The 16,603-nt window shown below is 67.7% G+C and carries 18 protein-coding genes; 12 read left to right on the plus strand and 6 right to left on the minus strand.

Going from position 1 to position 16,603, the window contains the following annotated elements:
* Positions 1-183 precede the first annotated feature (183 nt).
* The 8 genes from rho to V7672_RS07505 all read left to right on the plus strand — a co-directional run bounded on the left by rho (position 184) and on the right by V7672_RS07505 (position 7,751).
* A complete protein-coding gene (rho, locus tag V7672_RS07470; protein WP_335623970.1) occupies positions 184-1,584 on the plus strand; it encodes a transcription termination factor Rho in 1,401 nt (466 codons plus the stop codon).
* Between the two features lie 112 nt (positions 1,585-1,696).
* Positions 1,697-1,921, plus strand: a complete 225-nt coding sequence (locus V7672_RS07475) for a DUF6489 family protein (protein WP_335623971.1) — start codon at positions 1,697-1,699, stop codon at positions 1,919-1,921.
* 7 nt (positions 1,922-1,928) lie between these two features.
* Positions 1,929-3,245, plus strand: coding sequence for a tRNA uridine-5-carboxymethylaminomethyl(34) synthesis GTPase MnmE (gene mnmE / locus V7672_RS07480; RefSeq protein WP_335623972.1), 1,317 nt, complete (start codon positions 1,929-1,931; stop codon positions 3,243-3,245).
* A 62-nt stretch (positions 3,246-3,307) separates the two neighbouring features.
* Positions 3,308-5,164 carry a tRNA uridine-5-carboxymethylaminomethyl(34) synthesis enzyme MnmG gene (gene mnmG / locus V7672_RS07485; protein ID WP_335623973.1) on the plus strand — a complete coding sequence of 619 codons (1,857 nt, stop codon included), beginning with the start codon at positions 3,308-3,310 and terminating at the stop codon, positions 5,162-5,164.
* A gap of 53 nt (positions 5,165-5,217) precedes the next feature.
* A complete protein-coding gene (rsmG, locus tag V7672_RS07490) occupies positions 5,218-5,793 on the plus strand; it encodes a 16S rRNA (guanine(527)-N(7))-methyltransferase RsmG (RefSeq protein WP_335624407.1) in 576 nt (191 codons plus the stop codon).
* Positions 5,777-6,601 (plus strand): ParA family protein, encoded by an 825-nt coding sequence (locus V7672_RS07495; protein WP_335623974.1) that lies wholly within the window; start codon positions 5,777-5,779, stop codon positions 6,599-6,601. Before rsmG ends, V7672_RS07495 begins: the two co-directional genes overlap by 17 nt.
* Before the next feature lie 24 nt (positions 6,602-6,625).
* Positions 6,626-7,522, plus strand: coding sequence for a ParB/RepB/Spo0J family partition protein (locus V7672_RS07500; protein ID WP_335623975.1), 897 nt, complete (start codon positions 6,626-6,628; stop codon positions 7,520-7,522).
* Positions 7,523-7,547: 25 nt separating this feature from the next.
* Positions 7,548-7,751 carry a hypothetical protein gene (locus tag V7672_RS07505; RefSeq protein ID WP_335623976.1) on the plus strand — a complete coding sequence of 68 codons (204 nt, stop codon included), beginning with the start codon at positions 7,548-7,550 and terminating at the stop codon, positions 7,749-7,751.
* Positions 7,752-7,778: 27 nt separating this feature from the next.
* On the opposite strand, the gene holA is transcribed toward V7672_RS07505, so the two are convergent.
* The 4 genes from holA to V7672_RS07525 all read right to left on the minus strand — a co-directional run bounded on the left by holA (position 7,779) and on the right by V7672_RS07525 (position 12,484).
* A complete protein-coding gene (holA, locus tag V7672_RS07510) occupies positions 7,779-8,831 on the minus strand; it encodes a DNA polymerase III subunit delta (protein WP_335623977.1) in 1,053 nt (350 codons plus the stop codon).
* 9 nt (positions 8,832-8,840) lie between these two features.
* The gene (gene lptE / locus V7672_RS07515; protein WP_335623978.1) at positions 8,841-9,347 is read right to left on the minus strand and encodes an LPS assembly lipoprotein LptE; all 507 of its coding nucleotides are present in this window, start codon (positions 9,345-9,347) and stop codon (positions 8,841-8,843) included.
* Positions 9,344-11,905 carry a leucine--tRNA ligase gene (leuS, locus tag V7672_RS07520; protein ID WP_335623979.1) on the minus strand — a complete coding sequence of 854 codons (2,562 nt, stop codon included), beginning with the start codon at positions 11,903-11,905 and terminating at the stop codon, positions 9,344-9,346. The genes lptE and leuS overlap by 4 nt, the downstream gene beginning before the upstream one ends.
* Before the next feature lie 120 nt (positions 11,906-12,025).
* Positions 12,026-12,484 carry a DUF3576 domain-containing protein gene (locus V7672_RS07525; protein ID WP_335623980.1) on the minus strand — a complete coding sequence of 153 codons (459 nt, stop codon included), beginning with the start codon at positions 12,482-12,484 and terminating at the stop codon, positions 12,026-12,028.
* Between the two features lie 360 nt (positions 12,485-12,844).
* Between V7672_RS07525 and V7672_RS07530 the strand changes: the two genes are divergently transcribed.
* On the plus strand, positions 12,845-13,291 hold the full coding sequence (locus V7672_RS07530; RefSeq protein WP_335623981.1) for an NtrZ family periplasmic regulatory protein: 447 nt from the start codon (positions 12,845-12,847) through the stop codon (positions 13,289-13,291).
* An 8-nt stretch (positions 13,292-13,299) separates the two neighbouring features.
* Here the strand turns inward: V7672_RS07530 and V7672_RS07535 are convergent, their stop codons facing one another.
* A complete protein-coding gene (locus V7672_RS07535; RefSeq protein ID WP_335623982.1) occupies positions 13,300-13,944 on the minus strand; it encodes a thiamine phosphate synthase in 645 nt (214 codons plus the stop codon).
* On the opposite strand from V7672_RS07535, the gene V7672_RS07540 reads away from it, so the two are divergent.
* From V7672_RS07540 to V7672_RS07550, 3 genes are read left to right on the plus strand one after another with little or no spacing between them, the layout of a single operon-like run.
* Complete coding sequence (locus V7672_RS07540) at positions 13,943-14,641, plus strand: YggS family pyridoxal phosphate-dependent enzyme (RefSeq protein WP_335623983.1); 699 nt, start codon at positions 13,943-13,945, stop codon at positions 14,639-14,641. The genes V7672_RS07535 and V7672_RS07540 overlap by 2 nt on opposite strands.
* A 60-nt stretch (positions 14,642-14,701) precedes the next feature.
* Positions 14,702-15,388 carry a response regulator transcription factor gene (locus V7672_RS07545; protein WP_335623984.1) on the plus strand — a complete coding sequence of 229 codons (687 nt, stop codon included), beginning with the start codon at positions 14,702-14,704 and terminating at the stop codon, positions 15,386-15,388.
* 8 nt (positions 15,389-15,396) lie between these two features.
* Complete coding sequence (locus V7672_RS07550) at positions 15,397-15,741, plus strand: hypothetical protein (protein ID WP_335623985.1); 345 nt, start codon at positions 15,397-15,399, stop codon at positions 15,739-15,741.
* On the opposite strand, the gene V7672_RS07555 is transcribed toward V7672_RS07550, so the two are convergent.
* Positions 15,719-16,579: a hypothetical protein gene (locus tag V7672_RS07555; protein ID WP_335623986.1), complete on the minus strand. Its 861-nt coding sequence runs from the start codon at positions 16,577-16,579 to the stop codon at positions 15,719-15,721. The genes V7672_RS07550 and V7672_RS07555 overlap by 23 nt on opposite strands.
* Positions 16,580-16,603 lie beyond the last annotated feature (24 nt).

The raw sequence follows: 16,603 nt of genomic DNA on the forward strand, positions 1-16,603 counted from the left end.
TTCCGTGGTCCTGAGCCGTCCTGCGGGGCGGTGCCCTTCTCTTCCTCCTGTGTCCGCCACTGATCGCCCTCATGGGCCGGGCAGGCTCCGGAGTTCCCCGACTGGCCCATAAGGGCCTGACATTATTAGGTTTTTCGCTCCTGAACATGGATTGTTCGGGGGCTCATTCCCGTGCGAGTTCCGATGAGCGATCCCACCGACATCTCCGACACCCCTGAGACCGAGCCGGCTGTGGCCGATGGCGCCGTGGCGGACACGCCGGCCACTGAGGTCGAAACGACCGAGGACGATGAGGATGAGGGCGAAGCCATTGTGCCGTCCGGCCGGATCACCCTGGCCGAGCTGAACGAGAAGACGCCCGCCGACCTGGTCGCCTTTGCCGAACAGCTGGAGGTCGAGAACGCCTCCAACCTGCGCAAACAGGACCTGCTGTTCGCCATCCTCAAGGCGCTGGCCGAGGAAGAGGTCGAGATCATTGCCGACGGCGTGCTGGAAATCCTGCCCGACGGCTTTGGCTTCCTGCGCAGTCCGGACGCCAACTATCTGCCGGGTCCCGATGACATCTATGTCTCGCCGTCGCAGATCCGCCGTTTCGGCCTGCGCTCGGGTGACACCATCCACGGCGCGGTGCGTGGCCCGCGCGAGGGCGAGCGCTATTTCGCCCTGCTCAAGGTCGACACGATCAATCTGGAAGATCCGGAACTGGTCAAGACCAAGGTCCTGTTCGACAACCTGACCCCGCTCTATCCCGAAGAGCGGCTGCACATGGAAATCCAGGACCCGACGCTGAAGGATCGGTCGGGCCGGGTGATCGACATCGTCGCGCCGCTGGGCAAGGGCCAGCGCTGCCTGATCGTCGCCCCGCCGCGGGTCGGCAAGACGGTCATGCTGCAGAACATCGCCAAGTCAATCGAGGCCAACCACCCCGAGGTCTTCCTGATCGTGCTGCTGATCGATGAGCGGCCGGAAGAAGTGACGGACATGCAGCGGACGGTGAAGGGCGAGGTCGTCGCCTCGACCTTCGACGAGCCCGCCACCCGCCACGTCGCCGTGGCCGAAATGGTCATCGAAAAGGCTAAGCGTCTGGTCGAGCACAACAAGGATGTCGTGATCCTGCTGGACTCCATCACCCGGCTGGGCCGCGCCTACAACGCCACTGTGCCGTCGTCCGGCAAGGTGCTGACGGGGGGTGTCGACGCCAACGCCCTGCAGCGGCCCAAGCGCTTCTTCGGCGCCGCCCGGAACGTGGAGCAGGGGGGCTCGCTGACCATCATCGCCACCGCCCTGATCGATACCGGCAGCCGGATGGACGAAGTCATCTTCGAAGAGTTCAAGGGCACCGGTAACTCGGAAATCGTGCTGGACCGCAAGGTCGCTGACAAGCGCATCTTCCCGGCCATCGATGTGCTCAAGTCCGGCACCCGCAAGGAAGATCTCATCACGCCGAAGGATCAGCTGGCCAAGACCTATGTCCTGCGCCGCATCCTCAATCCGATGGGCCCGCAGGACGCGATCGAATTCCTGCTCGACAAGCTGCGCCAGTCGAAGAACAACGCGGACTTCTTCCAGTCGATGAACACCTGATCTGGCCCTATCGCCTCGCACGCGGTGCGAGGCTACTTGAGGTCGTGTTTCACGTGAAACGTCCTCAAGCCGCGAGGTTCCGCGAACCGAGCGGCAGGACAAAGGAGACATCATGAAGGTCAATGTCGAGATCGATTGTACCCCGGCCGAGGCGCGCGCCTTTCTGGGCTTGCCGGACGTGACGCCGCTCAATGAGGCCATGGTCTCCGAGATGCAGAAGCGGATGGCTGACAATATGGCCGCCATGCAGCCCGAAGAGCTGATGAAGACTTGGACCGGCTTCGGCCTGCAGGCCCAGGAGCAGTTCCGGCGCATGATGGAAGCCGCCACGAAATGAGGCCCAGGTGACGGACACGCTCTTTGCCCTGGCCACGCCGCCGGGTCGGGGGGCGGTGGCCGTTATCCGGCTGTCGGGACCCGACTGCGACCGGGTGCTGGAGGCTCTGGGGGGGCGGCTGCCCTCGCCGAGACACGCGGTCGTTCGCTCGCTCCGCCATCGGGGCGCGGTGCTGGACCAGGCGCTGGTTCTGCGTTTCAAGGCGCCGGCCAGCTATACCGGCGAGGATGCGGCCGAACTGCATTTGCACGGCGGCAGGGCTGTGGTCGAAGCCGTCAGTCGGGCGCTGATCGATCTGGGCGTGCGCCCGGCCGAGCCCGGCGCCTTCACCCGCCGTGCCTTTGAGAACGGCAAGCTGGACCTGACCCAGGCCGAGGCCATCGCCGATCTGATCGACGCTGAGACAGCCGAACAGTCGGCCCAGGCGCTGGGACAGCTGCGAGGCGCGCTCGCCGACACCTATGCCGGGTTCCGTCGTGATTTGCTGACCGCCCTGTCGCTGGTCGAGGCCGAGATCGATTTCCCGGACGAGGATATACCCGATGGCCTGGCCAGCCGGGCCGGGCCGGTACTCGACGCCCTGATCCGCGATCTCGAGCGGGCCCTTGCGGACGGCCTACGGGGGGAGCGCATTCGAGACGGCTACCGGATCGTCCTGATCGGCGAGACCAATGCCGGCAAGTCGTCGCTGTTCAATGCGCTGGTCGAGCGCGAAGCCGCCATTGTCACCCCGATCGCCGGAACCACCCGGGACGTGCTGGACGCCGCCCTGGTGATCGGGGGCTATGCCGTGACCCTGTCGGACACAGCCGGGCTGCGCGACAGTGACGACCCGGTCGAGGCGGAGGGGGTGCGTCGCGCCCGCGCCCGGGCCGAGGCGGCCGACCTGCGGCTCTGGGTGGTCGCGCCCGGGGATCCGGTCGGTCCCGCCGGTGCGCTCGTCAGGCCCGGCGACCTGTGCATCCGGACCAAAGCCGACCTGAACCGGCCCGGCTGGCCCGAGGTGTCCGCACACGTCGAGACGCTGACGGTGTCGCCGACCGCCGGAGAGGGGCTGGACGCCTTGACCAGGTGGCTGTCCGGTCGGCTGGCCGCTGATCTCAGCGGCGGAGACTTCCCGGCCCTGACGCGGGAGCGCCACCGCCTCAGGCTTGAGGAAACCGTGGCCTCGGTCCAATCGGCGCGGCAGGCGTTGGCTATCGCGCCCGAGATGGCGGGCGAAGATCTGCGCCGGGCCGCAGGCAGTCTGGCCCGTATCACCGGCGATATCGGGGTCGAGGACGTGCTGGGCGAGGTCTTCGCCAGCTTCTGCATCGGCAAATAGTTTCACGTGAAACAGGCCCGGCGCGGTGGCGGACGGGCCGCTTTTCCCCTATGTCCCCGGCCATGAACACGTTCGACGTCATCGTCATCGGGGGAGGGCACGCCGGCTGTGAAGCCGCGGCCGCCTCGGCGCGCGCCGGCGCCCGCACCGTGCTGCTGACCCAGCGGCTCGACACCATCGGCGAGATGAGCTGCAACCCGGCCATCGGCGGACTGGGTAAGGGCCATCTCGTCCGCGAAATCGACGCCATGGACGGCATCATGGGGCGGCTCGCCGATGTGTCGGGCATCCAGTTCCGCATGCTGAACCGGTCGAAGGGCGCGGCGGTGCAGGGGCCGCGGTCGCAGATCGACCGGCGGCTCTATCGCGAGGCCATGCAGGCCGAGCTTGCCGCCACCGCCAATCTGACCCTGATGGCCGGCACGGCCACGCGCTTGATCGTCGACGGCACCCGCGTCGTCGGGATCGAGACCGAGGCGGGCGATTCCCCGAGGGCGGCTGCGGTCGTGCTGACGACCGGCACCTTCCTGAACGGGATCATTCACCGGGGCGATCTGCGCATTCCGGCAGGGCGTCATGGCGAGGCCCCGTCCACCGGTCTGGCGGCCGATCTGCATGCCGCAGGGCTGGCGCTGGGCCGCCTCAAGACCGGCACGCCCGCCCGGCTGGATGGGCGCACCATTGCCTGGGACCGACTGGAGATGCAGGCGGCCGACGCCGAGCCCGTGCCCTTCAGCTTCCTGACCGACCGGATCGCCGTGCCCCAGATCGCGTGCGGCATCACCCATACGACGGAAGAGACGCACCGGATCATCGCCGAGAATCTGGGCGAAAGCGCTGTCTATGGCGGGCATCTGTCCGGCCGGGGCCCGCGCTATTGCCCGTCGATCGAGGACAAGGTCGTCCGGTTCGCCGACAAGACCAGCCACCAGATCTTCCTCGAGCCCGAGGGACTGGACGATCCGACCGTCTATCCGAACGGCATCTCGACCTCGGTGTCCGAAGCGACCCAGGACGCCTTCCTGAGGACCATCCCCGGTCTGGAGGCGGTCGAGGTGTTCCGCTACGGCTATGCCATCGAATATGACTATGTCGACCCCCGCGAACTGCTGCCGACGCTCGAGGTCAAGGCGCGCGCGGGCCTGTACCTGGCCGGCCAGATCAATGGCACGACCGGCTATGAGGAGGCAGCCGCCCAGGGTTTGATGGCCGGGCTGAACGCCGCTCGCGCGGCTGGTGGACGGGACGCTGTGATCCTGCGCCGTGATCAGGCCTATATCGGGGTCATGATCGACGATCTGGTCACACGCGGTGTGACCGAGCCCTACCGCATGTTCACCAGCCGCGCGGAATACCGGCTGAGCCTTCGGGCCGACAATGCGGACCGGCGCCTGACGCCGCTGGCGATTGAGTTGGCGCTGGCCGGACCGGATCGCACGCGGGCGTTCACCGCCAAACAGGCCGAGCTGGGCGATGTGCTGGCCTGGGCCAACGAAACCAAATTCACGCCGGGCGAGGCGAAGCGTCTGGGCATTCACGTGAATGCCGATGGTCAACGTCGGTCGGTGCGGGATCTTCTGGCCCATGCCGGGGTGACGCTTGACCATTTCCTGCCGGTCCGGCCGGACCTCGCTGAGCGCAGCCCTGCAGTGCGCGAGCAGTTGTCCATTGAGGCCCTCTATGCCGGCTATCTGGACCGCCAGTCGGCGGATGCGGAGGCGCTGCGGCGGGAGGAAGATCTTCGCCTTCCTGCCGACCTCGACTATGGCGCCCTGGGCGGGCTGTCGACCGAGGTGCGCGAGAAGCTGGCCAAGGTCCGTCCGGTGACCCTGGGACAGGCGTCCCGCATCGAAGGGGTAACCCCCGGCGCCCTGACGGCCCTGCTGGCGCATGTGAAGAAGACGCGGGTCGCCGCGTGACCGTTCGCACGCGAGAGGATTTCCAGACGCGCACCGGCGCCTCTGACGCGCGGATGGCGGAGCTGGACCGTTTCCGGGACATGCTGACCGAGACCAATGCGGTCATGAATCTGGTCGGTCCGGACACCCTGCCGGACTTCTGGTCGCGTCACGCCTGGGACAGTGCGCAGCTGCTGGAAATGGAGCCGGAAGCCCGAACATGGGCTGATCTGGGCGCCGGTGCGGGCTTTCCCGGCTTAATTCTGGCCATACTGCTCAAGGCCAACCCCGACGCGCACGTCTGGCTGATCGACAGTCTCGGCAAACGCTGTCGTTTCCTTTCGGCCGTGGTTGAAACACTGGAATTGCCGGCCACGGTGATCCACGGTCGCGCGGAAGACCAGGACGATGTCGCCGTGGATGTGGTCACGGCCCGGGCGCTCGCCCCGATGGAGCGGCTGCTGGGTTATGCACAGCCCTATCTGCAGCGCGGTGCACAAGCCGTGTTTCTCAAGGGGGAACGGGCCGAGGAGGAGTTGCGCGAGGCGCGAAAATCCTGGCAATTTGACCATGAGCTCAGGCCGTCGCAAAGCGATCCTCGCGGCCGCATTGTTTGTATCGGGAGTGTCCGCCGTGTCCGTCCTCACTGAGACCAAGCGTGGACCACGTGTACTGGCGGTGTCCAACCAGAAGGGCGGCGTGGGCAAGACGACCACAGCCATCAATCTCGGCACGGCTCTGGCCGCCATCGGCGAAAAGGTCCTGATCGTCGACATGGACCCCCAGGGCAATGCCTCGACAGGTCTGGGTGTTTCACGTGAAACGCGGCGCGTCACCATCTATGACGTCGTGACCGACGGTAGGGCCGTGGCTGAAGCGGCGGTGGAAACGGCCGTCCCCGGGCTGCACATCATCCCGTCGGACCCCGACATGTCCGGTGTCGAGATCGAGCTCAGTCAGGCGGACAGGCGATCCTTCCGGCTTCGCGACGCCCTGCTGGCCCATGGCCGCGTCGGTCAGACCCAGTATGACTATGTCCTGATCGATTGCCCGCCGTCGCTCAACCTTCTGACGCTCAATGCCATGGCGGCAGCTGATGCCGTTCTGGTGCCTCTGCAGTGCGAATTCTTTGCGCTGGAGGGCCTGACCCAGCTGATGAAGACCATCGAAATGGTCCGCCAGAGCCTCAATCCCCGGCTGGAGATTCAGGGTCTGGTCCTGACCATGTATGACAAGCGCAATGCCCTGTCGGGCCAGGTCGCCAATGATGTCCGGGCTCACTTCGGCGATAAGGTCTATGACGCGGTCATCCCCCGGAATGTGCGGGTGTCCGAGGCGCCGTCCTTCGGCAAACCGGCCCTGATCTATGACCTGAAATGCGCCGGCAGCCAGGCCTATCTCAAGCTGGCGCGTGAAGTGGTGAAGCGCGAGCGCTCGCGTCGTCTGGCTGTCGCCTGAGTTCCTGAACAGAAAGAATGAGTTGTGTCTGAACGTCAAAGAGGTCTGGGGCGCGGTCTGTCGGCCCTACTGGGGGAAAACGTCGGAGAGCAACCGGTCGCCGTGTCCGGCGAGGGGGCGCCCGCAGGCGTGCGCCTGCTGCCGATCGAGCTGCTGAGCCCCAATCCGGACCAGCCGCGGAAACAGTTCACCCCGGCGGACCTCGAGGAACTGACGGTTTCGATCCGCGATCGCGGCGTGCTTCAGCCCATATTGGTTCGCGCCTGGCCGGGCGAGCCGGATCGCTGGCAGATCATCGCCGGCGAGCGCCGCTGGCGCGCGGCCCAGGCGGCCCGCCTGACCAGTGTGCCGGTCATCGAGCGTCAGATGGACGATGTCGAGGTGCTCGAGGTCGCGATCATCGAGAACGTCCAGCGGGCCGACCTCAACCCGATGGAAGAGGCCAATGCCTATGCCCAGCTGATGGAGCGGTTCGGCCGCACACAGGACGCCGTCGCTGGCGTGGTGGGCAAGAGCCGCAGCCACGTGGCCAACACCCTGCGCCTGCTGCAGTTGCCGGCGCCGGTGCGCGAGCACGTCATGGCCGGTCGCCTCAGCGCAGGCCACGCCCGGGCGCTGATCACCGCCTCCGATCCGGTGGCTCTGGCCGAGGAGGTGCTGGCCAAGGGTCTGAATGTCCGCCAGACCGAAATCCTGGCGCGCCAGGCGACCGAGGGTGACCGGCCGGTCCGGCCATCCCAGCGCGGTGGCGGCAGTCACAGCGAAGCCTCGGCCGATATCGAGGCCCTGCAACAGGATCTGGCCGATGCCCTGGGGATGAAGGTCGAACTGGCGGATCGGGGTGGGAAGGGCGAGCTGACCCTGCGCTACGCCAGCCTGGAACAGCTGGACGAGCTGTGCCGTCGATTGATGCGCCTTTGATCCACGGCCGTGCTAGGGTGACAGCATGACCGACGCGCCCCACGATCCCAGCAAAAGCAACCCGACCGCTGATGCCATGAAGCGGGCCCTGGCCGCCAAGAAGGCCGGGAGCAGTGGCGCAGCCACGTCCGGGGGCTTCAAGCCGGGCCAGCACGAAGAGAAGATGGTCGCGCGTCAGAGCGCAGCGGCCAACAAGCCCGCTTTCCGCAAGGCGTCAAAGCGCGGTTAACCCACTGATTTATATAGGCTATTTTGGCTAAAGTCCCAGCCTGCGGGCCCGCGCCGAGATTTCGAGGAACAGCCGCTCGGTGATCAGCCGGTCAGGCAGGCCCGTGGTCTTGGTGCGAACCTCGGCCAGCGCCACGGCCTCGGTGACCTCCTGCAGGTCGCGCGGGGACCAGACCTTCACCTGCCGCAGGATCTCGGCCTCCTGTTTCCAGAAGACGCCCGCTGCCTTGGCGGCCTCGCGCGCCCCCTGACCCGAGGCGATGGCCGCAGATATGCGGCGCAACCGCCCCAGATGCTGGCCTGCCGCGCGAACCGCCGCGACGGCGGCCTCGCCCTCGGCAAAGGCCCGGCGCAAGCCCCCCTGACAGGCCGCCGCCTTGCCGCCAAAGGCCTGCTGGGCCGCGTCCTGGAACGAGGCCTGCGGCTCGACGCCCAGATGCGCCTCAAGCTCCGCCTCGTCGATCTGCCGGCCGGATCCGGGGCCGATATAGAGGATGAGCCGCTCCAGCTCCTGACGCATCAGGCCGCGTTCGCGGGGCAGGCGGGCGACGAACCGGTCCAGTGCCTCGCGCGTCAGACCGACATTGTCCGCCTGCAGGGCCTCGCGCGTCATCCGTGCGACGTCGCCGGTCTCATCCTCATAGCAGACGATGCCGACGGCCCCGGCCTGGCTCTCGGCTGCGCGGCGCAGCGCTGAATCCCGGCCCAGATTGCCCGCCTCAATCACCCAGACGGCGTCGGCGTTGTACTGGCCGTCCGCATGGCCCTTGAGAACCGCCGCCAGGGCCTTTTCCTGCGGCACGCGCTCGCCGCCGAGGCGCAACCGCACCAGACGTCGCCCGCCCATCATCGACAGGGCCGACAGGGCGTCCTCCAGCCGGCCGTCGTCCGCCTCGACATCGGTCTCGGTCAGCAGGGAGACATTGAAGGGGTCGTTGAGGTCCGGGGTGACGGTCTTGCACAGCCGCTCGGCCCGTTCCCCCACGCCCGAGCGGTCACGCCCATGGATCAGGACCACGCGCACCGACGGGTCGGGGGACTTGAGGAAGCGCTCGATCTCCGGAGCCTTGGAGAGCTGCATGGCCCCGGATCAGGGACGGGCCGGGGCGGTCGGGCCCACGGCGTGGAACAGGGCCAGGCGGATTCGCTGGGCGAGGGCCTCGGCCGCACGCTCCTCGGCGTCTTCCTGGGCCGCGATCGCGGCATAGGGCTGGTCCGAGACGGCATAGGTGACCGTGACCGTCTCGCTTCCGGTCCGGGCTTCGCCGCCGGACAGCGGCGTCAGCGTCCACTGCCCGATAAGGGTCATCTCATAGCGGGCGGCGGTGTCGTCGATCCGACGGCCCAGCGGCCTTCGGGAGGGATCAAGCGTCACGTCCAGACGCCATGCAGGTGCGAGGGCCCGATCATACAGAAGGGCATCCTCCAGCCGCTCACGCAGCCGGTAGCCCAGCCGGGTGTCGGGGGTTTCAACCACAATGCGCGACAGGCCGGCCGTGGCGGCCTCCCCATACAGGGGAGTGAAACCACAGGCGGAGACGGCCAGCATCAAGGCCGCAGCCCCGCCCAGCCAGAGCCCGCGCAGGCCGCCGGTCATCCTGCCACCAGATTGACGATACGATCGGGCACCACGATCACCTTCCGGACCGACAGACCATTGGCCTCAAGGTAGGCGCGCACGGCCGGATTGGCCAGCGCCTCGGCCTCGACGGCCTTGGGATCGGCCCCGCGCGGCATGACGATCTCGCCGCGCCGCTTGCCGCCGATCTGGACGGGCAGGGTCAGCTCGTCATCGGCCGCCAACGCCGGGTCCCACTGGGGCCAGGGCGCGTCCAGAACCATGCCGCTCTCGCCCAGCGCGCTCCAGCATTCCTCGGCCAGGTGGGGGGTAAAGGGGGCGATCAGGCGGGCAAAGGCCGACAGGGCCTCACGCCGCGCCGCACCGCCCGCGCCGGCATGGGCGCGCAGGGTCGACAGAAAGCCGTACAGCTTGGCGATGGCCGAGTTGAAGCGGAAGCCCTCGACGCCTTCGGTGACGGCCTTGATCGCCTTGTGGGTCTCGCGGCGCAGGGTCTGGTCGACCTCGGCCTGATCGGGCGCGGCGCCGTCGAATCCGTCGAACTCGGCCCAGACGCGCTGCACGAAGCGGCTTGCGCCCTCCAGACCGCCGGTCGTCCACTGGACGTCCCGCTCGGGCGGGCTGTCGGACAGCACGAACAGACGCCCGGCATCGACGCCGTGGCTGTCGAGGATTTCCTGCGGCGCGACCACATTCTTCTTGGACTTCGACATCTTCTCGATGTCGCCGATCGACAGGGGCTCGCCGGTCGACAGGCGGGTCGCGACGCGCTTGCCGTCGACCGTCTCCAGCCGGACATCGGTCGGCTCGACCCAGGCCCCGGCTTCGGTGCGATAGGTCTCGTGGACCACCATCCCTTGCGTAAACAGGCCGGCAAACGGCTCCTTCACGGACATCATGCCGGCATCCGTCAGGGCGCGGCTGATGAAGCGGGCATACAGCAGGTGCAGGACGGCGTGCTCGACCCCGCCGATATACTGGTCGACCGGCAGCCAGTGGTCCGCAGCGGCCTTGTTGATCGGCGCCTCGGCCTTCGGATCGGTGAAGCGGGCGAAATACCAGCTGGAATCGACGAAGGTATCGAGCGTGTCGGTCTCGCGCACGGCCTCGGCATCGCAGGACGGACAGCGGACGTGCTTCCACGTCGGGTGGCGATCCAGCGGATTGCCCGGCTTGTCGAAGGTCACGTCCTCGGGCAGCACCACCGGCAGCTGGTCGGCCGGCACCGGCACGGCGCCGCAGGACGCGCAGTGGATGACCGGGATCGGACAGCCCCAGTAGCGCTGGCGGCTGACGCCCCAGTCGCGCAGGCGGTACAGGGTCTTGCCCTCGCCGGCGCCGGCGGCCTCGACGCGGGCGATGACCTCGGCCTTCCCCTCCGCGATCCCCTTGCCGTTCAGGAAGTCCGAATTGAACAGGGCGCCGGGACCCGTATAGGCCTCGTCCCCGACGTCGAAGCTGTCATCGGCCCCCTCGGGCCGCACGACCGGCAGCACCGGCAGGTCATATTTGCGCGCAAACTCCAGATCGCGCTGGTCGTGGGCCGGACAGGCGAAGATGGCGCCCGTGCCGTATTCCGACAGGATGAAGTTGGCGATCCAGACCGGGATCTCCGCGCCGGTGAACGGATGGCGGACCTTCAGGCCCGTGTCGCGACCGATCTTCTCGGCCTGTTCGATCTCGGCCTCGGAGGTGCCGCCCCGGCGGCATTCGGCGACGAACTCCGCGACGGCAGGATCGGCCTCGGCCAGCTGTTTCGACAGCGGATGGTCGGGGGCGAGGCCCAGGAAAGAGGCGCCGAACAGGGTGTCGGGCCGGGTGGTGTAGATCTCGATGCCGCCCTCAAACCCCTTGGGCGGCGCGCCGGCAAAGGCCCAGGTCATCTGCAGGCCGCTGGACCGTCCGATCCAGTTCTCCTGCATGGTCCGCACCTTGTCGGGCCAGCGGTCCAGCGTCTTCAGCCCGTCGATCAGGTCGTCGGCATAGTCGGTGATCCGCAGAAACCACTGGTTCAGCTTGCGCTTTTCGACCACGGCACCCGAGCGCCAGCCGCGCCCGTCGATCACCTGCTCATTGGCCAGAACCGTATTGTCGACCGGATCCCAGTTGACCACCGAGTCCTTGCGATAGACCAGGCCGCGCTTCAGCAACTCCAGGAACCAGGCCTGCTGCTTGCCGTAATAGGCCGGATCACAGGTGGCGAACTCGCGCGACCAGTCCAGCGACAGACCCAGCAGCTTCAGCTGGTCCCGCATGGTGGCGATGTTGGACCAGGTCCATTCGCCCGGGTGCACGCCGCGCTCCATGGCGGCGTTTTCGGCCGGCATGCCAAAGGCGTCCCAGCCCATGGGGTGCAGGACCTCAAAGCCCCGGGCCCGTTTGAAGCGGGCCACCACATCGCCCATCACATAGTTGCGCGCATGGCCCATGTGGATGTTCCCGGACGGATAGGGGAACATCTCCAGCACATAGTATTTGGGCTTGCCGGTCGGCGCGGCCGGCGTGGTGAAGGCGTCAGCCTCGCGCCAGCGGTCCTGCTGGCGGGGCTCGGCGGTCTTGGGGTCGTATCGGGCCACGCGAAAGAGGGCTCCTTGAACGAGCCCGGCGCGGGCCGGGCCCGGATGCGTCGGTCGGGAGAGACGAAACCCGGCTCGGGGCCCGTCAGATCGGGTACAGGAGGCGAGTGCCCCCTACGGTCAGCGGGCGTCGGCGAGGTTGAGCTGGCGCGCGCGCGTCAGGATGGCGTTCTCGAGGTCCGTCTCGGTCTGCGGATCGACCGGGGCGGCCGTCCACTGGCCGTCGGCGCCACGCACCTGCTTGACCACGGCCACGTTCAGGGCATCGGCCCGAAGCCGGGTGTCGAGGATGAAGACGGTGGCCTTGAACCGCTCGTTCGGGGCGGCGGGGTCCGAATACCAGTCATAATTGATCACGCCACCCCAGGGGTCGGCGCTCTCCAGCGGCATGAAGCTGAGCGTGTCCAGCGAGGCGCGCCACAGATAGGCGTTCACACCGATGCCGACGGACGGGTCGTTGGAGGCCGCCGCATTGCCCGAACCGCCGATGATCGGGATCGAGCTACATCCGGCCAGGGCCAGGCTCGATGCCATCAGGACCATTGCTGCGCCGCGAACCACAGCCGACTGGGTGGCCATTCAGGACTCTCCGTTCAGATTCAACCTCATCGCTCCCGGACAGAAGCGCATGCGTCGTCCCGGATCGCACCGACCCGGAACTGTCCGTCCTATAGCACGGGGAAAAGGGGCAAAGACAAGGCAAAGCCGCATCTGCGGCCCGGAGCGCGGGACTCGCCAGCCGGGATAGGGGCGGCAGACCGGAATTCGCGTGACGCTTGCGCCACAGGAGGGAACGGAGTCGCGACGCGCGCAACCCTTGGCCCCCGTTTGCATTGACCGAACATGAGGCCAGTGTCTTAGTTTCAGGTCATAAAGCGGCGGGACCGGTTTTTGCCGGTCGCTGACGCCAATCAGAGTCGAAGGCTCAAAGGGCAGGACATGCGCCAGACGCGCACAGGACAGGTCAAGGCACAGCGCGCCCGCACGGGCGTGACCGCCAGTCTGTCGGTCGCCCTGATCATGGCTGGCGCTGCCCTGACGCTGGCGCCCGCCACCGCTGAAGCGCAGACGCGCCCCGCCCCGCGGGCCCAGACGCCGACCGTATCGCTCAGTGACGCAGATCGCGCAGCGCGCACCGGCCAACGCCGGGGTCTGCGCCTCAACGAAAGCGGACGCTGGGGTCTCGACTTCAGTCTCAGCCCGCCCGCCAGTCGCGAAGCTGAATGGGGTGACGTCGAAGCCGGCGCCTACTACCGCGTCAACCCCAGCCTGCGCGTCGGGGCCTCGGCCGGTCTGGCGGTCACCGATCCCGATCCGGCCCGGGTCCGCGAACCCGATGCCCGCGCCCAGCCGCGCGTCCGCCTGGAAAGCATCTTCCGCTTCTGAGCGCCCGTTCAGCCCGCGCTGAACACCCTCACCACACCGCCAACCGCCGCCAGCCCGCACAGACCGGTGTCCGCCAGAGCGGGCGCCGTTTCCGCCGTGATGCCGCCGAGGCCGTAGACCGGCAGGGGCAGGCACGCGACCCGACGGGTGACCTCCGCGATCCCCAGAGGGTCCCGATCCGCGCTGGATCCGCCTGCCTGAAATACCGGTGACACAATGACGGCGTCCAGGCCCTCGGGCGCAGGCCTGGAGGCCTCGCCATGCAGGGCGCCGGTTATGGTCCATTCGGGGTGACGGGACCGCAGGGCCGCAGCCCGGCCCAGATCGCGTTCGGGCAGATGCACGCCGTCCGCCCCGACGGCCCGTGCCAGATCGGCGTCGAGCCCGATCAGCAACCTCAGGCTCCGCGCGGTCGTGACGCGCCGCAGCAGCCGGGCCTCGTCGGCCATTTCGGGCCGGCCAAAGCCGCGATAGACCACCCCGGCCCCCCGGGGCAGGCGCGCTGCGACCTCCCAGGGCCGGGGGGTGCGGACCGGATCGGTAAAGAACAGCAAGGGGGGCAGGGACGCGACACCCGGGCTGACAGCCGCCGCGGCCCGGTTTAGAGCCTGTGCCGTCTGCCACAGCTGGTTTTCGTCCGGGTCGCCCGTCATGTCCTCCTCATCGCCTGTCTCTGCGCCTCCGTCCATTGCCCAGCGTCTGGATGAGGCGCGGGCGCGGATCGAGGCTGCCGCGCGCGATTGCGGACGCGACCCGGCGGCCGTCACCCTGGTGGCCGTGACCAAGACCCAGCCCTGGGGCCGGGTAAAGGCCATACTGGATGCCGGACAGGCCGTATTCGGCGAGAACCGGGTGCAGGAGGCAGACAGCCGCTGGGGTGCCCCCGAGGCCGCAGCCCATGCTGTGGAACTGCGCCTGATCGGTCCGTTGCAGAGCAATAAGGCCGAGGCGGCCTTGGCCCGCTTCGACATCATCGAGACCCTGGACCGCGACCGACTGGCCGAGGCGTTGGCCCGGGCGGGCGACAAACTGGGCAAACGTCCGCGAGTCCTCATTCAGGTCAATACCGGTGAAGAGCCCCAGAAGGCGGGTATCGCGCCGCGCGACGCCGATGCCTTCATCGCCCGGGCGCAAGAGGTTCATGGTCTGGTGGTCGAGGGTCTGATGGCTATTCCCCCGGTCGAGGAGGCCGCCGGTCCCCATTTCGCCCTGCTGGCCAAAATCGCTCGTCGCAACGATCTGGAGGTCCTGTCCATGGGCATGAGCGGCGATTTCGAGACCGCCATCCGTTTTGGCGCGACCCATGTGCGGCTCGGTACCGCCCTGTTCGGGCCTCGCGATACGGATTGAACGACGGGAAAACGCCGGCCTGCCCTTGGCGTAGGCCGCGACGCTCGCCATCATCAGGTCATGCCCACGCCCAAGACCCTGCTGATCATCGACGACGACGACGACCTGCGCGAGGCGCTGGCCGAGCAATTGGCCCTGCACGAAGAGTTCGTGCCCCGCCAGGCGGCGAATGCCACCGATGGCATCCGCATGGGCCGCGACTCGCGTATCGACCTGATCCTGCTGGATGTGGACCTGCCCGACATGGACGGGCGCGAGGCCTGTCGCCTGTTGCGCAAGGCGGGGGTGTCGACCCCCATCATCATGCTGACCGGCCAGACCTCGGACTCCGATACCGTTCTGGGCCTCGACGCCGGGGCGAATGACTATGTGGCCAAGCCGTTCCGGTTTGCCGTGCTGCTGGCCCGCATCCGCGCCCATCTGCGCAGCCACGAACAATCCGAGGACGCCGTCTTCCGCATCGGCCCCTATGAATTCCGCCCGGCCGCCAAGACGCTGTCGGCATCCGAGGGCCGCAAGATCCGGCTCACGGAAAAGGAAACCAACATCCTCAAATACCTGTATCGCGCCGGGGCCAAGGCCGTGTCGCGCGAGGAACTGCTGACCGAGGTCTGGGGCTATAACGCCGGGGTCACCACCCACACGCTCGAGACCCACATCTATCGCCTGCGCCAGAAGATCGAGCCCGAACCCGGTCAGGCCCGTATCCTCGTGACCGACCAGGGCGGCTATCGCCTCCAGCCGTGACCGGCTTCATGCCGTGGTCCGAAGTGGTCGCGCGCGTCCGCCACCTGCTTGAGGCGCGGGGCGACCCCGTTTCCGATGCCCTGTTGGGAAATCTGAAGGATATCGTGGAGCTGGCGCAAGCCGGGGTCGCGCTGCCCGAGGTGGGCATTGGCTACTGGCCGACCGCTACACTGGGCTGGCCGTCCTTGACCCTCGAAATCTTCGAGGACCGTATCGAGGTTTACCCGCCTGCCCCGCCCGGCAAGGCCATCACCGTCTGGGGCGAGCCGCACACGCCGGGGCAGGCCTTTTCCGAAGCCTTCAAGACGGCCGTTCTGAACGCCGAAGGCCCTATCCCGGACGCCATTCGCTGAGAACAGTGCTGGAGCTGCCGTCCTCGAAGGCGACACGGTCCAGCTGGACGGCAGCGATACAGACCGGACGCTGGTCGATACTGGCGGCGCGACAGCGGATGGCCTGGCCATCGGGGAAGCTGGAAAAGCGGCCCTCAAGCACCACACGATAGCCCATCGGCGAGGGAACGGGGGCGCGACCGTCTTCGCCTCTCAGGGTAAAGCGATAGGCCTGTCCGTCGCGGCGGCCCAGACGCGAACTGTCGGTCTCATGAACCGAGGCCAGACCCACAGTCTGGGAGGCGGCCTGTGCACCCCCGCCCATCAGGGGATCCCGCGCGATCTTGGGGCAGGATTCACTGCCCAGCCACGGACGGGTGACCCAGAAACCTTCGACCGCTTCCCAGCGGTCTGCAGCGCCCGACCCCACGATCAGGGCGGTGTCAGACCAGTCCCCGGGCGTCAGCGACAGGACGAGAGTCTTGTTGTCCGGTCCCCAGGTGAGGCTGGGCAGACCCGCGTCGGCGCTGCTCGCCTCACTGTCCACCGGCGCAGCCGGGGCCGGTCTCCCGCATCCGAACGGCAGACGAATGGCAAAGGTGCGACCGACAAGGGGGTCCGCGCCGGTGGGCGCAACCCCGGTGGCATAGGCTGATCCGGCGCGGGAAATGGCGCCGAGGAACGCGGCGCGATCCAGACTGGTCGGGGTCGAGACCTTCGGCTCCGGCACGGGCGTCTCGACGATCGGTTCGGCGTCGACGGGCTGTTCGCGCGGTTCGCGATCGCACTGCGCCAGACCCAGAGCCATCACGGACGCCATCGCCAGGCGGGCGACAGGCAGATCGCGGATCGATTTCATCGTGTCATTCCCAAGCATCCCAAG

It is taken from the genome of Brevundimonas sp. (assembly GCF_036963785.1).
GTDB lineage: Bacteria > Pseudomonadota > Alphaproteobacteria > Caulobacterales > Caulobacteraceae > Brevundimonas.

Excerpts from the sequence above, each read along its gene's own strand:
- V7672_RS07545 (WP_335623984.1), top strand. The coding sequence starts at position 14,702 with ATGCCCACGCCCAAGACCCTGCTGATCATCGACGACGACGACGACCTG.
- V7672_RS07550 (WP_335623985.1), top strand. The coding sequence starts at position 15,397 with ATGCCGTGGTCCGAAGTGGTCGCGCGCGTCCGCCACCTGCTTGAGGCG.
- V7672_RS07535 (WP_335623982.1), bottom strand. The coding sequence starts at position 13,944 with ATGACGGGCGACCCGGACGAAAACCAGCTGTGGCAGACGGCACAGGCT.
- mnmG (WP_335623973.1), top strand. The coding sequence starts at position 3,308 with ATGAACACGTTCGACGTCATCGTCATCGGGGGAGGGCACGCCGGCTGT.
- holA (WP_335623977.1), bottom strand. The coding sequence starts at position 8,831 with ATGCAGCTCTCCAAGGCTCCGGAGATCGAGCGCTTCCTCAAGTCCCCC.
- rho (WP_335623970.1), top strand. The coding sequence starts at position 184 with ATGAGCGATCCCACCGACATCTCCGACACCCCTGAGACCGAGCCGGCT.
- V7672_RS07540 (WP_335623983.1), top strand. The coding sequence starts at position 13,943 with ATGTCCTCCTCATCGCCTGTCTCTGCGCCTCCGTCCATTGCCCAGCGT.
- lptE (WP_335623978.1), bottom strand. The coding sequence starts at position 9,347 with ATGACCGGCGGCCTGCGCGGGCTCTGGCTGGGCGGGGCTGCGGCCTTG.
- V7672_RS07530 (WP_335623981.1), top strand. The coding sequence starts at position 12,845 with ATGCGCCAGACGCGCACAGGACAGGTCAAGGCACAGCGCGCCCGCACG.
- V7672_RS07475 (WP_335623971.1), top strand. The coding sequence starts at position 1,697 with ATGAAGGTCAATGTCGAGATCGATTGTACCCCGGCCGAGGCGCGCGCC.
- V7672_RS07525 (WP_335623980.1), bottom strand. The coding sequence starts at position 12,484 with ATGGCCACCCAGTCGGCTGTGGTTCGCGGCGCAGCAATGGTCCTGATG.
- V7672_RS07555 (WP_335623986.1), bottom strand. The coding sequence starts at position 16,579 with ATGAAATCGATCCGCGATCTGCCTGTCGCCCGCCTGGCGATGGCGTCC.
- rsmG (WP_335624407.1), top strand. The coding sequence starts at position 5,218 with ATGGCGGAGCTGGACCGTTTCCGGGACATGCTGACCGAGACCAATGCG.
- V7672_RS07505 (WP_335623976.1), top strand. The coding sequence starts at position 7,548 with ATGACCGACGCGCCCCACGATCCCAGCAAAAGCAACCCGACCGCTGAT.